We start from the raw sequence: 17,360 nt of genomic DNA, 5'->3' as shown, positions 1-17,360 counted from the left end.
CAGGGAGAGAGTCTATATGAACCAATTGGAGATAGGGATTTGGGAGGCACGGGCGAATCAAGCACAAGCTGCGCTGGATTCATTCTTCTGGAATGAAGCGATCAAAATGTACAATATAGAAACACCTTGTCCAAATGGAGAATGCAACACGATTTTTCATTATTGGTGGATGGCTCATGCTGTGGATGTATTGGTAGATGGACTACAGCGGACTAGAGAGAACTGGTATGCCGAAAGGCTTTCCGCACTTCATGAAGGTCTGCTTCAGCGAAATGGTGGAGTATGGCCAAACGAGTTGTATGATGATATGGAATGGATGGCTCTCGCGTGGCTTCGTGCATATCAAGCAACAGGAGTGGAAGGTTATAAAGATACAGCCCTTCTTTTATGGAATGACATTCAGACAGGCTGGAACGAGCATATGGGCGGTGGGATTGCTTGGCAGAAGTCACAGTTGGATTATAAAAATACACCAGCCAACGCACCGGCAGCTATACTTGCGGCACGCTTGTATCAAGCTTTTGGTGAAGCTAGCAATCTTGAATGGGCGTTAAAAATATACAGATGGCAAAAAGAGCATCTGGTAGATCCGGCAACGGGTTTTGTATGGGATGGCATGAATCGCACTGGCAATGGCCAGATCGATAAGGATTGGAAATACTCCTACAATCAAGGCGTCTTCATTGGCGCAGCAGTTGAACTGTACCGTATTACTAAAGAGCAAGAATATTTAGATGATGCTCACCTAACCTTTGCCGCCGCAGCCCATGAACTTGCTGACTCTCAGGGAGGTGTGCTGCCAGATGAAGGGAATGGTGATGCGGGACTGTTTAAAGGGATCCTGATTCGCTATACAGCTGAATGGGTTAAAGCTGATTCTGCAGCAGTTGATGCTGTTGATTTCCTGCGTGCGAATGCAGAATGTCTCTGGGAACAAGGAAAGTCAGAGGACACAGTGTTGTTTGGCACAGATTGGACTTCGTCCTCTGCTGGTGTAGTTCAGCTCAGCTCCCAGCTTAGTGCGATCAAGCTGCTGGAGAAGATGGCTGAATTAACTAAGGAACAGGTTTGAGGTGAGTTCTTAATGACACAAGCAAAGGAAGCCATAGAAGCGGTCAGTTGGCAGGAAAAGTCCGAGTGGTTCCAACAATGTCTACTACGTAATTATTATAATGCTGAGACTGGGATCATGAACCAATGGTATCCCAGAGAGTACAACGTTGCGGGGGAAAACTTTTATTATTGGTGGCAGGCTCATGTCATTGATATTTTAGTAGATGGTTATGAGCGTAGTGGAGATCCTGTGTATTCTATGAGAATCAAGGAGCTAAGTCAAAGTCTGCAAGCTTATAACGGGGGGACATTCAGGCATAATTACTATGATGATATGGAATGGACGGCATTGGCGTTGCTACGTGCTTATCGGGTTACAGGACATGAAGCCTATTTAAGTGCTGTGCTTGATCTATGGGAGGATATTAAGACGGCTTGGAATGAACAGTTGGGAGGAGGTCTGGCGTGGAAGAAGGATCAGCTCGATTATAAAAACACTCCTGCCAATGCACCTGCCGTTATCCTTGCAGCCCGGTTATATGAACTTTTTCATAAGCAAAAGGATCTGGAGTGGGCACTCCGTATCTATGAATGGAACAAGACATATTTAGTGGATTCTGCGACTGGTTTTGTGTGGGATGGGATGAATAGACGCGGGGATGGCCAGATCGATTACGATTGGGAGTTTACGTACTGTCAGGGAGTGTTTCTAGGCGCTGGCCTAGAGCTTTACAAGAATACGGGTAATGTTCATTACTTAGAAGATGCGAATCGAACGGCTAATACTTGTATTGATCGGTTATGTGATCCGGTTAATCTGATACTGCCTGATGAAGGCATTGATGATACGGGTTTGTTCAAGGGTATTCTGATTCGTTATTTGGTTCAGCTCTGTAAAGAATCTCCTGAAAATATCCGTATTCGCGAGGTCGTATTGGCCAATGCAATGCAGTTATGGGAAAAAGGTCTGGATAAACAACTGGGTCTGTGCAGTTCATCGTGGGAAGTGAAACCGGAGCTTCCGGTTCAGCTGAGCATTCAACTCAGCGGCTTGATGCTGCTGGAGGGTGCGGCGGCACTGGCGAACGAGTAGCATATAAAATATAAAGACACCTCAAGAGAGGTGTCTTTTTGTTGTTTGAATAACTATCTACAATTAGAAGATTCGATGCTTCCAGCCATTTAATTTAGCGATAGCCTCAATATAATAGTAGTCTCCATAGATCAGGGATACATCAATGAAGGAATCGCCACTGCCAGTTCCGTGCAATAAAATCGCTTCATGCTCCGGCTGCTCCCAGGTTGCGTAATTTTCAGTCAGTGAGCGCAGAATTCGCTCCGCTGCATTTGCATATAGACTTTTTTCGCCTAATGGTACGATATCTGCAAGCTCTAATAATCCTGAAGCGGCTATAGAGGCTGCGGAGCTATCTCGGAACATCCGTGTGTCATCCTCTAGGCGGAAATCCCAAAAAGGGACTTGATCCTCGGGTAAAGCAGAGATGAAATAATGTGCGATCCGTTTAGCAGTGTTCAGGAAACGTTCATCTCCAGTGTGGCGATAAGTATTGATGAAGCCGTACAGTCCCCAAGCCGTTCCACGGCTCCAAGAGGACTCAGCCGAGTAGCCTTGACCGCCAAAATTCTCAATATAAGCACCTGTCTCTGCATCAAAAGAAATAATATGTTTGGTGGATCCATCCTCACGTATGCCATATTGCATCGTCGTCTCGGCGTGGTTAATTGCAATATGCTTATAGCGGGGATCACCTGTCACTTTGCTGGCCCAGAACAGCAGGGAGATATTTAACATACAGTCGATAATTACCCAGCCGTATTTATCTTCATTCCATGCGCGGATGAATTTGCCTACAGGATTATAGCGGGCAGCGAGGAAATTCGCCGCTTCAATTCCTCTGCGCAGGGCATCTTCGTCACCTGTAATTGTATGTTTGATTACAGCTGTCGGTAGGAATTGGAATCCCACATCGTGATGCATCTCAACCGTTGGTTTAATAAACCATTCCTCCAAGGTACCGTCCCAATGCCAAGCGGCCTCCTTGTAAAGGTCTTTTCCGGTCATATCATGCATGATCCAGAGGAGTCCAGGCCAGAACCCTGTAGTCCACCAGTCTGAACCGATATCATCAAATTTGCCATCTTTTCCGGCGAAATGCGGGCACTTATCACCGATTTGCTCTATCATACGTTCTACTTTTGTATCGAGTCTACCCATGATCTCTTGCCAATAAGGGTTTGTCATTATTACTGCCTCCAGTGTATTTAGGATGTTATGAGTATAGCTTTCTAAAGCTCAGGAAAGTTGTGTTTTGATATAAGGAAATGTTTGATTATTGTCATGTTGTAACAGGCTTTTAATCTATAACTGACAAAATACAAACATTTCTGCATAACACATTAAAACTTTATCGGAGTTGGAAGCGATACAATCTAAATGAACAGGAGGATGGTAAAGTGGATGATTTACAAGTATATAAAGCACCTAAAGATTTCCCGGGACGTGAGGATTATAAGGTCAGAGTACGGCAGCCTGAAGGAGAATGGCATAGCTTGTTTATTTACGAGGTTAAGGTAGATATGCATGAGGTACGTCCTGCATCCATGGCTTATTTTGATCTGGAAGGTACAGTAGAAGTTGAAGTCACCTGTCTTTATACGGAGATTGATTGTGTGAACATTGCTCCGGCTTCGCGAGAGGTCACTTACGAACATCATGGAAATACCATTTTGTTTAAGCTAACGGGTCCGCAAAAGTTATCGATTGAGATCAACGGTGATATTTTTCGGAATCTCCATTTATTTGCTAACCCTAAGGAGAAGGATGCCCCTCAACCAGAGGATGCTAATGTCCTAGTAGTCCAACCGGGTATACACCGGAAACCTGATCTTTTACGTCTGCTGGATAATACCGCTGCTGATCCTCGTGAAAAGAGGAAGGTGCTTTATTTCGCTCCGGGCACACATTATATAGAAGAAACAGTATTGCCGGTCCCTTCGGAAACCACGGTGTATCTTGCCGGAGGTTCTGTGCTTGTAGGTTCCTTGGTATGCGAGGGAGTTCATGATGTATCCATTCGTGGTCGCGGTGTAATTTATCTTGCGGATTTTCATCGATTCTCGGCCTTTCGAGGGATACGAATTGTTTTTTCACGATCTATAAATGTGGAAGGTATTACCGTGATTGATCCGCCACATTATAGCATTTTCATCGGGCAGTCTGAGCAGATTGTGATTGATAATTTCAAATCGTTTAGCACTCGCGGTTGGTCTGATGGCATTGATATCATGTCTAGTTCTGAGATTAGAATCCGGGATGTTTTTATGCGTAATTCTGATGATTGTATTGCTATCTATGGCTCAAGATGGGATTTTTATGGGGATACCCGCAATATTAGCGTTCATGATTCTATTCTGTGGGCGGATGTTGCTCATCCATTGATGATTGGCACTCATGGTGACCATGAACGGAATGGTGACGTAATTGAGTCTATTGTTTTTGCGAATATTGATATCTTGAATCATCACGAACCGCAAGAGAATTATTGGGGGGCACTGGCGATTAATGCCGGGGATCGAAATAAGGTGTGTAATGTTCTATATGAAAATATACGTGTGGAACGTATTGAGCAGGGGCAGCTAATTGATGTGCGAGTGGTCTATAATAAGGACTACAATCCAGAGCCGGGGACAAGCATCCGGGACATTACATTTCGAGACATCAGCTATAGCGGGAGGGCGAACCCTTCACGAATTTATGGATATGACGAAGAGAGAGCTGTTGAAAATGTGACCTTTGTCAATTTAAGGATCAATGGTGAACTGATGGACGCCCCCCGCCCAGAGCTGATAGATATTAATCATTTTGCTAAAAATATACTCTTCGTTACTGAAAAAAATACGGTTGTGTAGATTAGATCTAATTACTTTTTCTATATTTTAATGGAGTCGTCCCTAGGACTCTTTTGAACAGTTGATTGAAATAAGAGGCATTTGGAAAACCAACAGTGATTCCGATTTGCTCCACAGGCAGGTCTGTCGTTCCTAACAAGCGGCAGGCCTGTTTGATCCGGCGGGCAGTCAGATAATCAACAAGCCTTCCTCCGGTTTCCTGATGAAAGATTCTGGAGATATAGGATTTGGACAAGTGAATCTCCTCAGCCAACTGATCCAGATTAACCTCCTCATGATAATGCTCTTCGATAAAACTCATGATTTTCTCAGAATAGCGCAAGGTTCGCCGTTCTCCTGATTGGAATACATGCTGATCTTCAGTTCCTATACTGCTCAATAATTGAAGAATTAACAGTGAAATGTCTTCGGTATCCTCAGTCAGACTGACTTTTTTATTGTGATTATAATGCTCCAGAATCCACTCCACAGACTCAACGTGGTCCTTAAGATCAAAGGCACAATGTGTATTTTTTCCTTGCCAAAGCGCTGTGAATAAAGCCTTTCTTTTCGCAAAACCCTCCAGCAGGTGCTCAGCAACATGTGGATCAATGTAGAAGATGGTTCGTTCAAAAGGACACTCGGGAGAAACCTCAGAATAGATCCGGTGCAGCTGATAGGGCTGGAAAAAGAATAACATTCCCCTGCGAATATCGTACATCTGCTGATTCACAACAACGTTTCCCTGTCCGCCATACACGAACATGACTTCGCAGCATTGATGCCAGTGATAATAACCTTTGTAATAGTCGTCGGTATATATTTTATAATCCCAAATCAAGGTCTTGTGTTCTTCAAAAACAACAGGTTCGAACAGCTGCTTCATAGGCCCTCCAAGATGACAAAATATAAACATTTTCTTATATCCCATTATAACTTTAATTATTATGAAAGCGATACAATAAATACGTTAAACTATGAAAAATCCGGTAGTGGAGGGTAACATTATGACGCGAAAAATTGTTAATCCGGTGTTGGCAGGTTTTCATCCAGATCCGTCTTTTATTAGAGTAGGGGATGATTATTATATCGCAACATCTACTTTTGAATGGTTTCCAGGTGTAGAAATCCATCATTCCAAGGATCTAGTCCATTGGCATTCCATTTCACGTGTTCTGACAGAAGCCTCACAAGTAGATCTGCGTGGTAACGTAAGTTCTGGTTCCATTTGGGCACCAGCGCTTTCTTATGATCAAGGCGTGTTCTATCTGCTATTTACAGATGTGAAATCTCGCAAAAGTGTATATAAAGATCTGCATAACTATTTAATTACAGCGACTGATATCATGGGTCCGTGGAGTGAGCCGGTTAGACTTAATGGCAGCGGGTTTGATCCATTTTTGTTCCATGATCTGGACGGGACCAAATGGCTGCTTAATATGCGTTGGGATTTCCGTAAAAATCACAATAACTTCTCTGGCATCATTATGCAGGAATATGACCCGGAGACTGGCAAATTAACGGGACCTATCCATGAAATTTATAAAGGGACACCTATCGGAGTGACCGAAGGTCCGCAATTGTACCAGAAGGATGGGTACTATTACTTACTGACAGCTGAAGGGGGCACCGGCATCAACCATATGGTTACCTTAGCTAGAAGCCGAAGCCTCACAGGTCCTTATGAGACTGATCCGGATTTCCCGATTATGACCACGGCGCATGATCTGACCTACCTGTTTCAGCAAGCAGGTCATGGATCGCTCGTAGAGACTCAGAATGGGGACTGGTACATGGCACATTTATGCACACGTCCGATTCCGGGAACGTCAACGATGAATCCGTTAGGCCGGGAAACTGCTATTCAACGCTGTGAATGGACAGAGGATGGCTGGTTGCGATTGGCCCACGGAGGGAAGCTGCCTGCATTGGAGACAATGGCTCCTGAGCTGCCGGTATTCACTTTTGAGGAGCTGCCAAACAGAGATGATTTTGATGGAGAGGTTCTTGGATTTCCATACCAAAGCTTGCGTGTGCCCTTTGATGAATCTTGGGTTAGCTTGAAGGAACGCCCAGGGTTTCTTCGTCTGCGCGGTAGAGAGTCGTTAGCTTCACTGCATGATCAGAGCTTAATTGCCCGGCCGATTCAACATTTTGAATGCTCAGCTACAACCTGTCTGGAATTCAAGCCGGATAGCTTCCTGCAAATGGCTGGACTAGTCCTCTATTATGATGACAGTGATTACTATTATTTGCGTGTTACCGCAGATGAGATCCGTGGAACTAGTTTGGGCGTTGTGCTGTGTAGAGGTGGCAAATACGATGAGATTTCCTCTATGCAGCTATCTGTGAAGAATTGGGATCGTTATTATCTAAAGGCGGAAATTCATGGACGTGATCTGTTGTTTTATGCCTCTCCAGATGGGGTGAATTGGACAGCTGTCTGTACTCCCTTAGATTTTGGCACGCTTTCGGATGAATATGGCGGTAAGCTCGGCTTTACCGGTTCCTATGTCGGGGTATGTGCTCAGGATTTGGATCAGCAAGCGAAGCCGGCTTATTTTGACTATTTTGAATATAAAGCTTTATAGGTGTTCAAAAAAACCATAACATTCTTCATATTCTATTTTAGGATAAAATGTTAATTTTTACTTATCTTACATAGAAAGGGATGTTTGTGATTTTGAAAAAGACTTATAAAGTCGTATTAACCTGCACACTCTTGCTGAATCTGGCCCTGTCCTCTGCTGCAATGGCCGCACCCATCGACGTCGACGTGAGTAATTTGAAAGAAGTCCAAACTTCTGGACCGGAAAAGGTTTGGGTTGGAGAATGGAAAGGCGACGATACGATTATTGTGGACACACAAGGAAATGTTACTACTGTTGGAGAACTCAAAGAGTCTTCAAGCTTTGTGCCCCCAGCAGATGACAACCTTATAAATAATGAATTGTTGGCACCGGAGCTAATAACACCTACTTTTGAACCTGATTCTCCGCAAGCAACCCTATCTTCCGCTTATGGTCATGCATGGCCGTATACAGCCGAAAATAGCTATGGAATTAACTGTTATGGTTATGCCTTAAGATTTCCAGGGGCAATCAACCCTGGTGATGGAGACGGGGTCTCAAATGTCAGAGATCCTGCCTATTTTACTAATGTGTATTATACTGCTGGTCTTGTGGTTCAAGATGGCAATACGAATCCTTTATATTTTAAGCCGGGTTGGCGGATACTTCCGGGCCGAACTGCAGCGATTAATTCCGATGAACATCGTATTGCACTTAGAGTGGGGTGGATCGACTCAAATGGGAATGGTAAAGTCGATATTCCTGAGGATAACGTTGATTACCACTTCATGCTTCAAAATAGCTCAGGTTTATGGTCAGAGAAACATGGACATCAACCTTCTCAAAACACAGCAATTTCAGATCCTAGCAATTTCGTCTGGAGCAATGGCTCTCATTATGGTTTTTACAATAGCGTGACCGTTTATATTGCTGCAAAAATATTTTAGAATTTCATAAACATTACGTATGGAATAGCGATAGTCTTTTTTTGAAGATTATGGCTATTCTTTTTTAGTTTCGAATTGTTTATGGGATTATGTATACACTTTTTAACTTTGGTATGATACAATTAAATTGTACACAAATTAAATAAAGGTGGTTATTTTGATGGTATGGGTAGCTAATATTATGGTCGGTGTTGTTGCGTTAATACATATCTATATTGTTTATTTAGAAATGTTCGCTTGGTCAAAGCCAAAAGGGCTTCGAGTCTTTGGAATGACACAGGAAGTTGCGGATGCTTCTAAAACTCTGGCCGCGAATCAAGGGTTATACAATGGATTTTTGGCGGCAGGTTTAATTTGGGGATTGGTTCATCCGAATGTAAATTTCGGCCATCAAATTGAAATCTTCTTCTTGGCAACAGTTATTGTGGCGGCATTATATGGCGGACTGACGGTGAAAAAGTCTATTTTGTTTATGCAAGGTCTTCCAGCCTTAGTTGCATTAATCCTCGTGGTTTCGATTTAAGATAACTTAGAAGTAATGGACTTTAGTAGGGTTTCTACTCGCATACATGCGTGGTGGAGCCCTTTTTTGCGTAAGATCAAGAAATTATTGGGAAAGGTTATGCGCTGATTTAAATGCAGAAATTATGAATAGGTGTACTAAAGAAACAGCAAAGAAGTGGTAGATTAATATGTTTTAGGTAAAGGTGCGGCCTTTAGATAAGATGAAAGGGGGACTTTAGCAAACCTATTGCATGCTTGTGTGGGCTGAAAGAGTAGACGAAATGGCGTTTAATCTGAAAGTTCTAGACTTTAAAAGTAAAACCTTATCATAAAAAAGAGCTGCTTCCCAGCAGGGATCACCTGTCGGGAAACAGCTCTTTTTATGTGCTGGTTAAATGAGGATCTTATTTAATAGATGCTGTATAAATCGCTTCTACAGATTTGGAGAGGAGCGCGTTAAACTCTTCTTCTGATTGTCCAGCGCTTAGTCCCTGCGATAACGCACGTGAGAAGCTGGCAATCAGCCCTTGATTATGGGCGAGCTTATCGTTTGCTTCTGCTTGTGTGTAACCGCCTGATAAAGCGACAATTCGCAAAACGTGAGGATCATCCATTAATTCGCGGTAGAAATTATTCTCCGTTGGAATGGAGAGCTTAAGCATGACCTTCACGTCTTTGCCCAGCGTAGACAATTGGGCCGATAGTTCTTCTTTTAGCAGCTTCTCTGAAGCTGTTTTATCAGCAGTGTGGATATCAACTTCCGGTTCGATAATAGGAACGAGTCCCGCTGCTAAAATCTGCTTGCCGATTTCAAACTGCTGTTCTACCACCTTTTTTATACCGGCAGGGTTAGCCTCTTTAATCACCGAGCGCATTTTTGTACCGAAGATGTTACGTTCGTTGGCCCGCTTCAGAAGATCATTCAAGCCGGGAATAGGCTTCATTAGTTGTACTCCGTCCTCAGGGTCGGCAAGCCCTTTATCGATTTTCAGGAAAGGCACAATACCTTTTTTCTCCCATAGAAAATCGGCAGTATATTGACCGTCTATAGAACGATCCATTGTGTTCTCAAATAAGATTGCACCCAGTATATGCTTAGAATCAAATGCAGGGCTCTTGATAATGCGCGTTCTCATCTCGTGAACCAACCCATACATTTGATCTTCATTAGAGTAACTGTCCTCTGCAACACCATATTGCAGCAGCGCTTTTGGTGTACTGCCACCACTTTGATCCAAGGCAGCTATAAATCCCTGTCCCGTCCGAATTCGTTCCCATTGCTCCATATTCATGAAAATTCTCCTTCCTTTCGTGAACTGAATGAAAATTCTTATGTTCATTAACTATAACACTTAATGTACCGGCTCTAAACAAATGGTATTGTAAACTCGGCTGGTAACTAGTTCGTCATGAGTAGTTTTGAATCTGCGATATAAGGACTTCTGGGTCCGGCTGTTCTATGAGGATGACGTGGTATCGACGTGTGTGTTCTTCTGAGTCCGGATTAGCCAAGATAGACGATACTACATCATCGTTCGGACTGTATTGCAGCTATTTGGTGTTTTTGGAGCATTATTCAGAAGTATCGGACCGCAAAGCTCTTATTGCCAAGTTTTTGCTCCAAAGAAGAGTGGATTTGGTCGAATAGCTGCATCCGAGTCCGATAGCAGGGCAACATGGCCTAAATCTGCGAAATAGCGTCTCCTGAGTCCGGACCGTCGATGGCGAGGACGAGTAGCCTCAGCAGACGATTAAGAATCGACATATAGCGTCATCTGAGTCCGGATTAGCCAAGATAGACGATACTACATCATCGTTCGGACTGTATTGCAGCTATTTGGTGTTTTTGGAGCATTTTTCAGGAGTATCGGACCGCATAGCTCTTATTGCCAAGTTTTTGCTCCAAAGAAGAGTATATTTGGTCGAATAGCTGCATCTGAGTCCGATAGCATGGCGAAATGGGCTAAATCTGCGAAATAGCGTCTCCTGAGTCCGGACTTTCGATGGCGAGGACGGTAGCCTCAGCAGACGATTAAGATCGACGTATAGCGTCATCTGAGTCCGAACCCATAGTTAGTGTGGACATAAAGCCTCAACTGACGAGTACGAATCGACGTCTGAGGTCACCTGAGTCCGGACTAGCCAAGATTGACGATAATACACACCGTAACGGACTGTATTGCAGCTATTTAGTGTTATTGGAACATTTTTCAGAAGTTTCGGACCGCATAGCTCTTATTGGCAAGTTCTTGCTCCAAAGAGGCGTACATTTGGTCGAATAGCTGCATCTGAGTCCGATAGTATGGCGAAATGACCTAAATCTGCGAAATAGCGTCTCCTGAGTCCGGACTTTCGATGGCGAGGACGGTAGCCTCAGCAGACGATTAAGATCGACGTATAGCGTCATCTGAGTCCGAACCCATAGTTAGTGTGGACATAAATCCTCAACTGACGAGTACGAATCGACGTCTGAGGTCACCTGAGTCCGGACTAGCCAAGATTGACGATAATACACACCGTAACGGACTGTATTGCAGCTATTTAGTGTTATTGGAACATTTTTCAGAAGTATCGGACCGCATAGCTCTTATTGCCAAGTTTTTGTTCCAAAGAGGAGTACATTTGGTCGAATAGCTGCATCTGAGTCCGATAGTATGGCGAAATGACCAAAATCTGTGAAATAGCGTCTCCTGAGTCCGGACCATACATGGTGTGGAGATAAAGCCTCGGCAGACGCGTGCGAATCGACGTTTGAGGTCAACTAAGTCCGACTAGCCACTATTGACGATAATACACACCGTAACGGACTGTATTGCAGCTATTTAGTGTTATTGGAACATTTTTCAGAAGTTTCGGACCGCATAGCTCTTATTGCCAAGTTCTTGCTCCAAAGAGGCGTACATTTGGTCGAATAGCTGCATCTGAGTCCGATAGTATGGCGAAATGACCTAAATCTGCGAAATAGCGTCTCCTGAGTCCAAACCATCAATGGCGAGGATCATGTAGCCTCCGCAGACGATTAAGCATCGACTTATAATGTCCCTGAGTCCGAACCCATAGTTAGTGTGGGCATACAGCCTCGGTTGATGAGAACGAATCGACGTTTGAGGCCACCTGAGTCCGTCCCCTCCATGGTGTGGACATGCAGCCAACGCAGACGAGTGAGAATCGACGAATAAGGTCTGTTAGGTCCGATCTCGCAGCAGTCGGAGATGCGGGCAAACATAAATGTTACTCCAAGAAGAAACTAAAGACGCTCTATGCGAACTTTAAAGTGATCCCCCAAAGCGCACACCTAGCAAACTTCAAGACATTCACAGGGTTCACCTAGCAAACCTCAACTCGTTCCCAAAGGTACTCTTTACAACATATTGTCCTCTTGGGAGACTCCAAGTCATTCCGAAATGCTGAGTGAAAATTCCTTCGAAGTATTCTCTGATAATATTCCTCGAAGTAGTCACTTTTTATGCTTAATTCCCAAACTTGGAATCAAATCGCATAGTCTTCTTCGAGTCGCGCCAGACCAATCCAGTCAATTACTTAAAGTTAGTTTGAAACACAGTGGAAGGATGATCACATTTAGGCGACTGGGAATTTTGATTATGTTATAAACAGCTTTGTATGAAGAATTTTAAATCAGAGTGTGTAAAGTTAGAGCACCTAAACCCATGCTGGGAGCGGGTTGTTAACTTGCTCGCGGATTATTTCCTAGTAATTTAATGTGAATAATCCAATAAGATAATTGGTGTGACATTAATCATAATTACCAATTTGAAGCTTTGTGAAAATAATAACTTTTCGTAAATGTCGAAATGAGGTTGACGAATAAAAATATCAGTCGTATGATTGATTCTACTGAGTATGCTAGTAATTAAAAGTAAGTTAATAAATAATATATAATAGCAGGAGGAATGAAAGTGGAATCATCAACATTTGTGCTTTTTGGCGCTACAGGAGATTTAGCAAAACGTAAAATCTATCCTGCACTATATAACCTCTTTTTAGATGGTCAAATTTCAGGTCCTCTCTCAGTGATTGGATTAGGAAGAAGAGAAGTTTCAACCGAAGCTTTCCGTAAGCAAGTCCTGCAATCTTTGCAGACATTTTCTAGACAACCGGCAGTAGAATCTCCACAGTTGCAGGTTTTCTTGGAAGCTTTTGAATATAGCGTTCTAGATGTAGGTAATACAGAAGATTATTTTAAGCTACTGGAGCACGTTAAACGTCGTGAGCAATTTTTTAACATTCCGGAGAATCGGATGTTCTATTTATCGGTGGGTCCTGAGTTTTTCAAGGAAATTGCCGCCAATATTCACTCCAGTGGTCTGGGATCGACGAAGGGCTGGAAGCGTCTGATTATTGAGAAGCCTTTTGGTACAGACTTGCAAACAGCAAGAGAGTTAAATGACAGCTTGAATGCCGTATTTGCAGAAGAAGAGATTTTCCGAATTGACCATTTCTTGGGTAAACCAATGGTTCAGAATCTGGAAGTTCTAAAATATTCAAATCCTGTACTTAGAGCACTGTGGAAAAATCGTTATATCGCAAATGTGCAAATTACGGCGAGTGAGATTGTTGGCGTTGAAGAACGGGCAGGCTATTATGATAAAGCTGGGGCACTTCGTGATATGTTCCAGAACCATATGCTGCAATTGCTCATGATGATGGCGATGCAGCTTCCAAAAGGCAGTACACCTGAAGAGATCCGCGGGAAGAAAAGATATGTCATGGAGCGCCTCATTCCGTTAAGTAAAGACGAGGTTAATCAATACGTTGTCCGCGGACAATATGCTGAAGGTGAAATTAAAGGTAAATCTGTTGCAGGATACTTAGATGAACCAGGAATTAGCCAATCCTCACAAAATGAGACGTTTATTGCAGCGCGTTTGTTTATAGATGATCCATTGTGGAATGAAGTTCCGTTCTATATCCGTACCGGCAAGAGAATGAAAGAGAAATCAACAAGAATTGTTATAGAATTTAAAGAACCGTTTAATGATAACAATAACAAAAATAAAGGGAATGACGTTCCAAATCTACTCATCATCGAGATCGGTCCAAATGAAGCCATTACGCTTCAGTTGAATACGAAGGATCAGTTGCAAAAAGGGAAACTTGAACCTGTCCTCGCTACTTATGAAGCCGGAACTTCAGACGTACCAGAAGCTTACGAAAATCTGATCTTTGATGCGCTTCGTGGTGACGCCACTTTCTTCGCTCACTGGAAAGAAGTCGAGTTGTCATGGCAATGGGTTACACCAATTCAGGAAGCTATGGAAGAGGGATTAATGCCACTTCATACCTATGCTTCAGGTTCTTATGGTCCAGATGCGGCTGTGGAGCTTTTGGGTGAAGACCGCTGGTGGTTTGATGATGCAGATCAGGAGTCAGATTTTCTCGACGCTCAAGCAGAAGTTGCAGCAGCGCAGGAATCTATACGGCCAGGGGCTTAAGCCCCTGCCTGTTTTTTTTGCCAATTTAGCTAAAATACATCATAAGAATCTATAAATCGGAGGGAATTTACATGAAAGTAGGATTAGTTGGGTTAGGAAAAATGGGTTTTAATTTGGGTCAAAATTTGCTGGATCATGGACATGAGGTTGTTGCTTTTGATCTGAATGCACCTGCTGTAGAAGAAATGAAAGCTAAAGGCGCTAGTGGAGCAGTTACGCTTCCTGAATTGGTGCAGCAATTGGAAACGCCAAGAATCATTTGGATCATGGTTCCGCATCAGGTCGTTGATTCTGTAATCGCTGAACTCACTCCACAGTTGTCTAAAGGTGATATCGTTATTGAAGCAGGAAACTCGCATTATAAGGAATCGATTCGTCGGTATGAGGAATTGAAGGAGCACGGAATTCACTTTATGGATGCAGGTACCTCTGGTGGTATGGAAGGGGCGCGTAATGGCGCTTGTTACATGGTTGGCGGAGATCCCGAAGCTTGGGAGGTTGTGGAGCCTATTTTCCGTGATACAGCTGTAGAAAGCGGCTTTTTATATGCTGGTAAAGCAGGTAGCGGCCATTTTCTAAAAATGGTGCATAACGGTATCGAATACGGCATGATGGCTGCGATCGGTGAAGGTTTTGAGGTTCTGGAAAAGAGTGAATTTGACTACAACTTTGAGGAAGTAGCTCGGGTGTGGAATCACGGCTCTGTAATCCGTTCGTGGCTGATGGAACTGGTGGAACGTGCCTTCTCGAAAGACGCTAAACTAGATGAGATCAAGGGCATTATGCATTCGTCTGGTGAAGGCAGATGGACGCTTGAAACCGCCTTTGATTTACAAGCAGCGACTCCGGTCATCGCAATGGCGTTATTGATGCGTTACCGTTCCCTTGAGACCGACACATTCACTGGTAAAGTAGTTGCTGCACTGCGGAACGAGTTCGGCGGACATGCTGTGGAAACTAAATAAAATTGGCCGACTCTGAATTGAGTGTTTACAAGCTCGAATTTCTCGCAATTTATGTTGCGGAGAAATTTGGGCTTTTTATTTTAGGGGGAATAGATAATGGGAAGTATAGATGGAGTACGAATTTAATGCAGTTTACATATTTTAGGGGTAGAAGGGGAAGTTAGGAAGCAAGGGGGAGATTTCATGCAAAGTGGAATTCGTGAGCGACTTCATTTTCTAAATAAATTTCTGCATGCGCCCCGACAATATGGTAGTGTGACTCCCAGTTCACATTGGCTGGCCCAGAAGTTGCTTGATCCAGTGCCTTGGAACCAAGTGCATTCTATGGCTGAGTTAGGTGCGGGGACTGGTGCAATCACAAGGTTTATTCCGCGTGGAGAAAAGACCGGTATGAATGTTCTTCTATTTGAAATAGATCCTGATTTTCGCAGTCAATTAAGAGAGGAATTCCCCGGATGTTTCTGCAACAACGATTGTCTCCGGCTGCGTCTTGCGCTTCATAACAGCAGTCTGGAGAAGCTGGATTGTATCGTGAGTAGTTTGTCTTTGATGAATTTCTCGAAGCCAGACCGCACTAGGTTTATGGAACAGATCATTTCTTCTTTAAAAGAAGGAGGGTGGTTTATAACCTATGAATATTTTCCGCGGATGAAAACAGAGTTGAGCCAGCATTTTGAGATCCTACACACGAAGTGGGTGCTGCTGAATTTTCCACCAGCGCTTGTATATATTTGCAGGAAAAAAACCACAACGCAAGTGCAACGCGAAAATCCCAAATCAACAGTCAACGTAGTCCCAATCTCTCAGGTTTATACAAAAAGATAATCATCTTTATACAACAAATGCCGTCACCCATTACTCATTGGGGAACGGCATTTTTAATTGGGCACCGAAGGCATTTGAGCCCGATCAATAGAGAAGCTCAATATTCTCTTTGTTCAGGCGCTTCAACCAAACCTCAGAAGGCTGGCGGTCTGTGATCAAAAAGTCGATTTGGCCAAGCTCGATCAGCTTCGTAAAGGCGGTCTTATCGAATTTGGTGTGATCGGCCAGGAGTATGACCTTGTTAGCTTGACGTAGCATATATTTCTTGAGCTCACACTCCGGTTCATTAGAATCTGTGATGCCTCGCTCCATATCAATTCCTTTACAACTGATAACCGCAGTGTCCACATTGTATCTTTGAATGGTGTCATGTGCTACAGGACCCACGAGTGACATGGATCGGTAACGTAAAGAACCACCGGTAGAGATGATATCCATCCCTGAATTCGAGAACTCATGCAAAATATTAATCGAGTTCGTGATAATGGTCAGATTGTTTTTATTGCCAAGCAGTTTTAGAAACTCAAAGGCTGTGGAGCTAGGATCCACCATTAACGTATCTCCATCATTGATTAAATCGAGCGCCTTGAGTGCGATTCCCCGTTTGATATCTGTATTCAGCGCATTGCGTGTAACAAAAGGCAAATCCTCGTTCGTGTGACGATTCAGCATGGCCCCGCCATAGGTTCGGCTCAGAATGCCATCCTTCTCCAGCTTCTCCAAATCTCTGCGTATCGTCTCTTCTGTAACTTCAAACATCCGGCTTAGATCAGAGACTAATACTCGTTTATCCTGATGAACAAGATCTATTATTTTTTTGCGTCTTTCAGCTGCAAGCATAGGGATCACCTTTCCGAAATCTGTATATTCCTTAATCATAGCTCCAAATATCTGTGTTTTGCAATAAAATCAACGTAGAATCATGTTTGTTTTCCAATAATATTCACAAAACGGATATAAAACAAATAAAAACAACATAAATAATATTTAAAATGTTGACAACAAAGATTCGCAGGCATACGATGAAGGAGAAAAGAAGTCCTGTAGTGGTAATTAGATTTGAAAGATACCAGAGCCGGCCCAGTTGCGATTCAGAGGCCAGCCTGAGGCGCTGCAGCCGGAATACTACGCTCT

General features: G+C 43.4%; 13 protein-coding genes. 9 read left to right on the top strand and 4 right to left on the bottom strand.

Annotated features, from left to right (window positions below; all coding sequences use genetic code 11):
* The first annotated feature begins 16 nt into the window (after positions 1-16).
* Entirely contained in the window at positions 17-1,072 is a 1,056-nt protein-coding gene (locus NSS82_RS19315; RefSeq protein ID WP_076273595.1) for a glycoside hydrolase family 76 protein, read from the top strand.
* Positions 1,073-1,084: 12 nt separating this feature from the next.
* Positions 1,085-2,146 carry a glycoside hydrolase family 76 protein gene (locus NSS82_RS19310; protein ID WP_076273596.1) on the top strand — a complete coding sequence of 354 codons (1,062 nt, stop codon included), beginning with the start codon at positions 1,085-1,087 and terminating at the stop codon, positions 2,144-2,146.
* A 63-nt stretch (positions 2,147-2,209) separates the two neighbouring features.
* Here the strand turns inward: NSS82_RS19310 and NSS82_RS19305 are convergent, their stop codons facing one another.
* Entirely contained in the window at positions 2,210-3,316 is a 1,107-nt protein-coding gene (locus NSS82_RS19305; RefSeq protein WP_051491557.1) for a glycoside hydrolase family 88 protein, read from the bottom strand.
* 212 nt (positions 3,317-3,528) lie between these two features.
* Here NSS82_RS19305 and NSS82_RS19300 point away from each other — a divergent pair, with 212 nt between their 5' ends.
* A complete protein-coding gene (locus tag NSS82_RS19300; protein ID WP_076273597.1) occupies positions 3,529-4,983 on the top strand; it encodes a glycosyl hydrolase family 28 protein in 1,455 nt (484 codons plus the stop codon).
* 7 nt (positions 4,984-4,990) lie between these two features.
* Here the strand turns inward: NSS82_RS19300 and NSS82_RS19295 are convergent, their stop codons facing one another.
* Positions 4,991-5,848 carry an AraC family transcriptional regulator gene (locus tag NSS82_RS19295; protein ID WP_051491556.1) on the bottom strand — a complete coding sequence of 286 codons (858 nt, stop codon included), beginning with the start codon at positions 5,846-5,848 and terminating at the stop codon, positions 4,991-4,993.
* A 121-nt stretch (positions 5,849-5,969) separates the two neighbouring features.
* Here NSS82_RS19295 and NSS82_RS19290 point away from each other — a divergent pair, with 121 nt between their 5' ends.
* The 3 genes from NSS82_RS19290 (at position 5,970) to NSS82_RS19280 (ending at position 9,002) form a co-directional block, all read left to right on the top strand.
* Complete coding sequence (locus tag NSS82_RS19290) at positions 5,970-7,553, top strand: glycoside hydrolase family 43 protein (RefSeq protein ID WP_076273598.1); 1,584 nt, start codon at positions 5,970-5,972, stop codon at positions 7,551-7,553.
* A gap of 92 nt (positions 7,554-7,645) precedes the next feature.
* Positions 7,646-8,479, top strand: a complete 834-nt coding sequence (locus NSS82_RS19285) for a hypothetical protein (protein ID WP_076273599.1) — start codon at positions 7,646-7,648, stop codon at positions 8,477-8,479.
* Between the two features lie 160 nt (positions 8,480-8,639).
* On the top strand, positions 8,640-9,002 hold the full coding sequence (locus NSS82_RS19280; RefSeq protein ID WP_036688073.1) for a DUF1304 domain-containing protein: 363 nt from the start codon (positions 8,640-8,642) through the stop codon (positions 9,000-9,002).
* A gap of 385 nt (positions 9,003-9,387) precedes the next feature.
* Here the strand turns inward: NSS82_RS19280 and NSS82_RS19275 are convergent, their stop codons facing one another.
* The gene (locus NSS82_RS19275; RefSeq protein ID WP_036688071.1) at positions 9,388-10,275 is read right to left on the bottom strand and encodes a fructose bisphosphate aldolase; all 888 of its coding nucleotides are present in this window, start codon (positions 10,273-10,275) and stop codon (positions 9,388-9,390) included.
* A 2,625-nt stretch (positions 10,276-12,900) separates the two neighbouring features.
* On the opposite strand from NSS82_RS19275, the gene zwf reads away from it, so the two are divergent.
* The 3 genes from zwf to NSS82_RS19260 all read left to right on the top strand — a co-directional run bounded on the left by zwf (position 12,901) and on the right by NSS82_RS19260 (position 16,226).
* Positions 12,901-14,436, top strand: a complete 1,536-nt coding sequence (gene zwf, locus NSS82_RS19270) for a glucose-6-phosphate dehydrogenase (protein WP_076273620.1) — start codon at positions 12,901-12,903, stop codon at positions 14,434-14,436.
* Positions 14,437-14,507: 71 nt separating this feature from the next.
* Positions 14,508-15,401, top strand: coding sequence for a phosphogluconate dehydrogenase (NAD(+)-dependent, decarboxylating) (gnd, locus tag NSS82_RS19265; protein WP_036688068.1), 894 nt, complete (start codon positions 14,508-14,510; stop codon positions 15,399-15,401).
* A gap of 183 nt (positions 15,402-15,584) precedes the next feature.
* Positions 15,585-16,226, top strand: coding sequence for a class I SAM-dependent methyltransferase (locus NSS82_RS19260; RefSeq protein WP_076273621.1), 642 nt, complete (start codon positions 15,585-15,587; stop codon positions 16,224-16,226).
* An 84-nt stretch (positions 16,227-16,310) separates the two neighbouring features.
* Here NSS82_RS19260 and NSS82_RS19255 read toward each other — a convergent pair whose 3' ends face one another.
* The gene (locus NSS82_RS19255; protein ID WP_076100077.1) at positions 16,311-17,066 is read right to left on the bottom strand and encodes a DeoR/GlpR family DNA-binding transcription regulator; all 756 of its coding nucleotides are present in this window, start codon (positions 17,064-17,066) and stop codon (positions 16,311-16,313) included.
* Positions 17,067-17,360 lie beyond the last annotated feature (294 nt).

It is taken from the genome of Paenibacillus sp. FSL H7-0735 (genome assembly GCF_038008505.1).
GTDB lineage: Bacteria > Bacillota > Bacilli > Paenibacillales > Paenibacillaceae > Paenibacillus_AQ > Paenibacillus_AQ odorifer.
This window is presented reverse-complemented; position numbering and strand designations above follow the sequence as displayed.

Bases quoted from the DNA above. Each gene is read 5' to 3' on its own strand.
- NSS82_RS19290 (WP_076273598.1), top strand. From the start codon at position 5,970: ATGACGCGAAAAATTGTTAATCCGGTGTTGGCAGGTTTTCATCCAGAT.
- NSS82_RS19275 (WP_036688071.1), bottom strand. From the start codon at position 10,275: ATGAATATGGAGCAATGGGAACGAATTCGGACGGGACAGGGATTTATA.
- NSS82_RS19315 (WP_076273595.1), top strand. From the start codon at position 17: ATGAACCAATTGGAGATAGGGATTTGGGAGGCACGGGCGAATCAAGCA.
- NSS82_RS19255 (WP_076100077.1), bottom strand. From the start codon at position 17,066: ATGCTTGCAGCTGAAAGACGCAAAAAAATAATAGATCTTGTTCATCAG.
- NSS82_RS19260 (WP_076273621.1), top strand. From the start codon at position 15,585: ATGCAAAGTGGAATTCGTGAGCGACTTCATTTTCTAAATAAATTTCTG.
- NSS82_RS19305 (WP_051491557.1), bottom strand. From the start codon at position 3,316: ATGACAAACCCTTATTGGCAAGAGATCATGGGTAGACTCGATACAAAA.
- NSS82_RS19280 (WP_036688073.1), top strand. From the start codon at position 8,640: ATGGTATGGGTAGCTAATATTATGGTCGGTGTTGTTGCGTTAATACAT.
- NSS82_RS19310 (WP_076273596.1), top strand. From the start codon at position 1,085: ATGACACAAGCAAAGGAAGCCATAGAAGCGGTCAGTTGGCAGGAAAAG.
- gnd (WP_036688068.1), top strand. From the start codon at position 14,508: ATGAAAGTAGGATTAGTTGGGTTAGGAAAAATGGGTTTTAATTTGGGT.
- NSS82_RS19295 (WP_051491556.1), bottom strand. From the start codon at position 5,848: ATGAAGCAGCTGTTCGAACCTGTTGTTTTTGAAGAACACAAGACCTTG.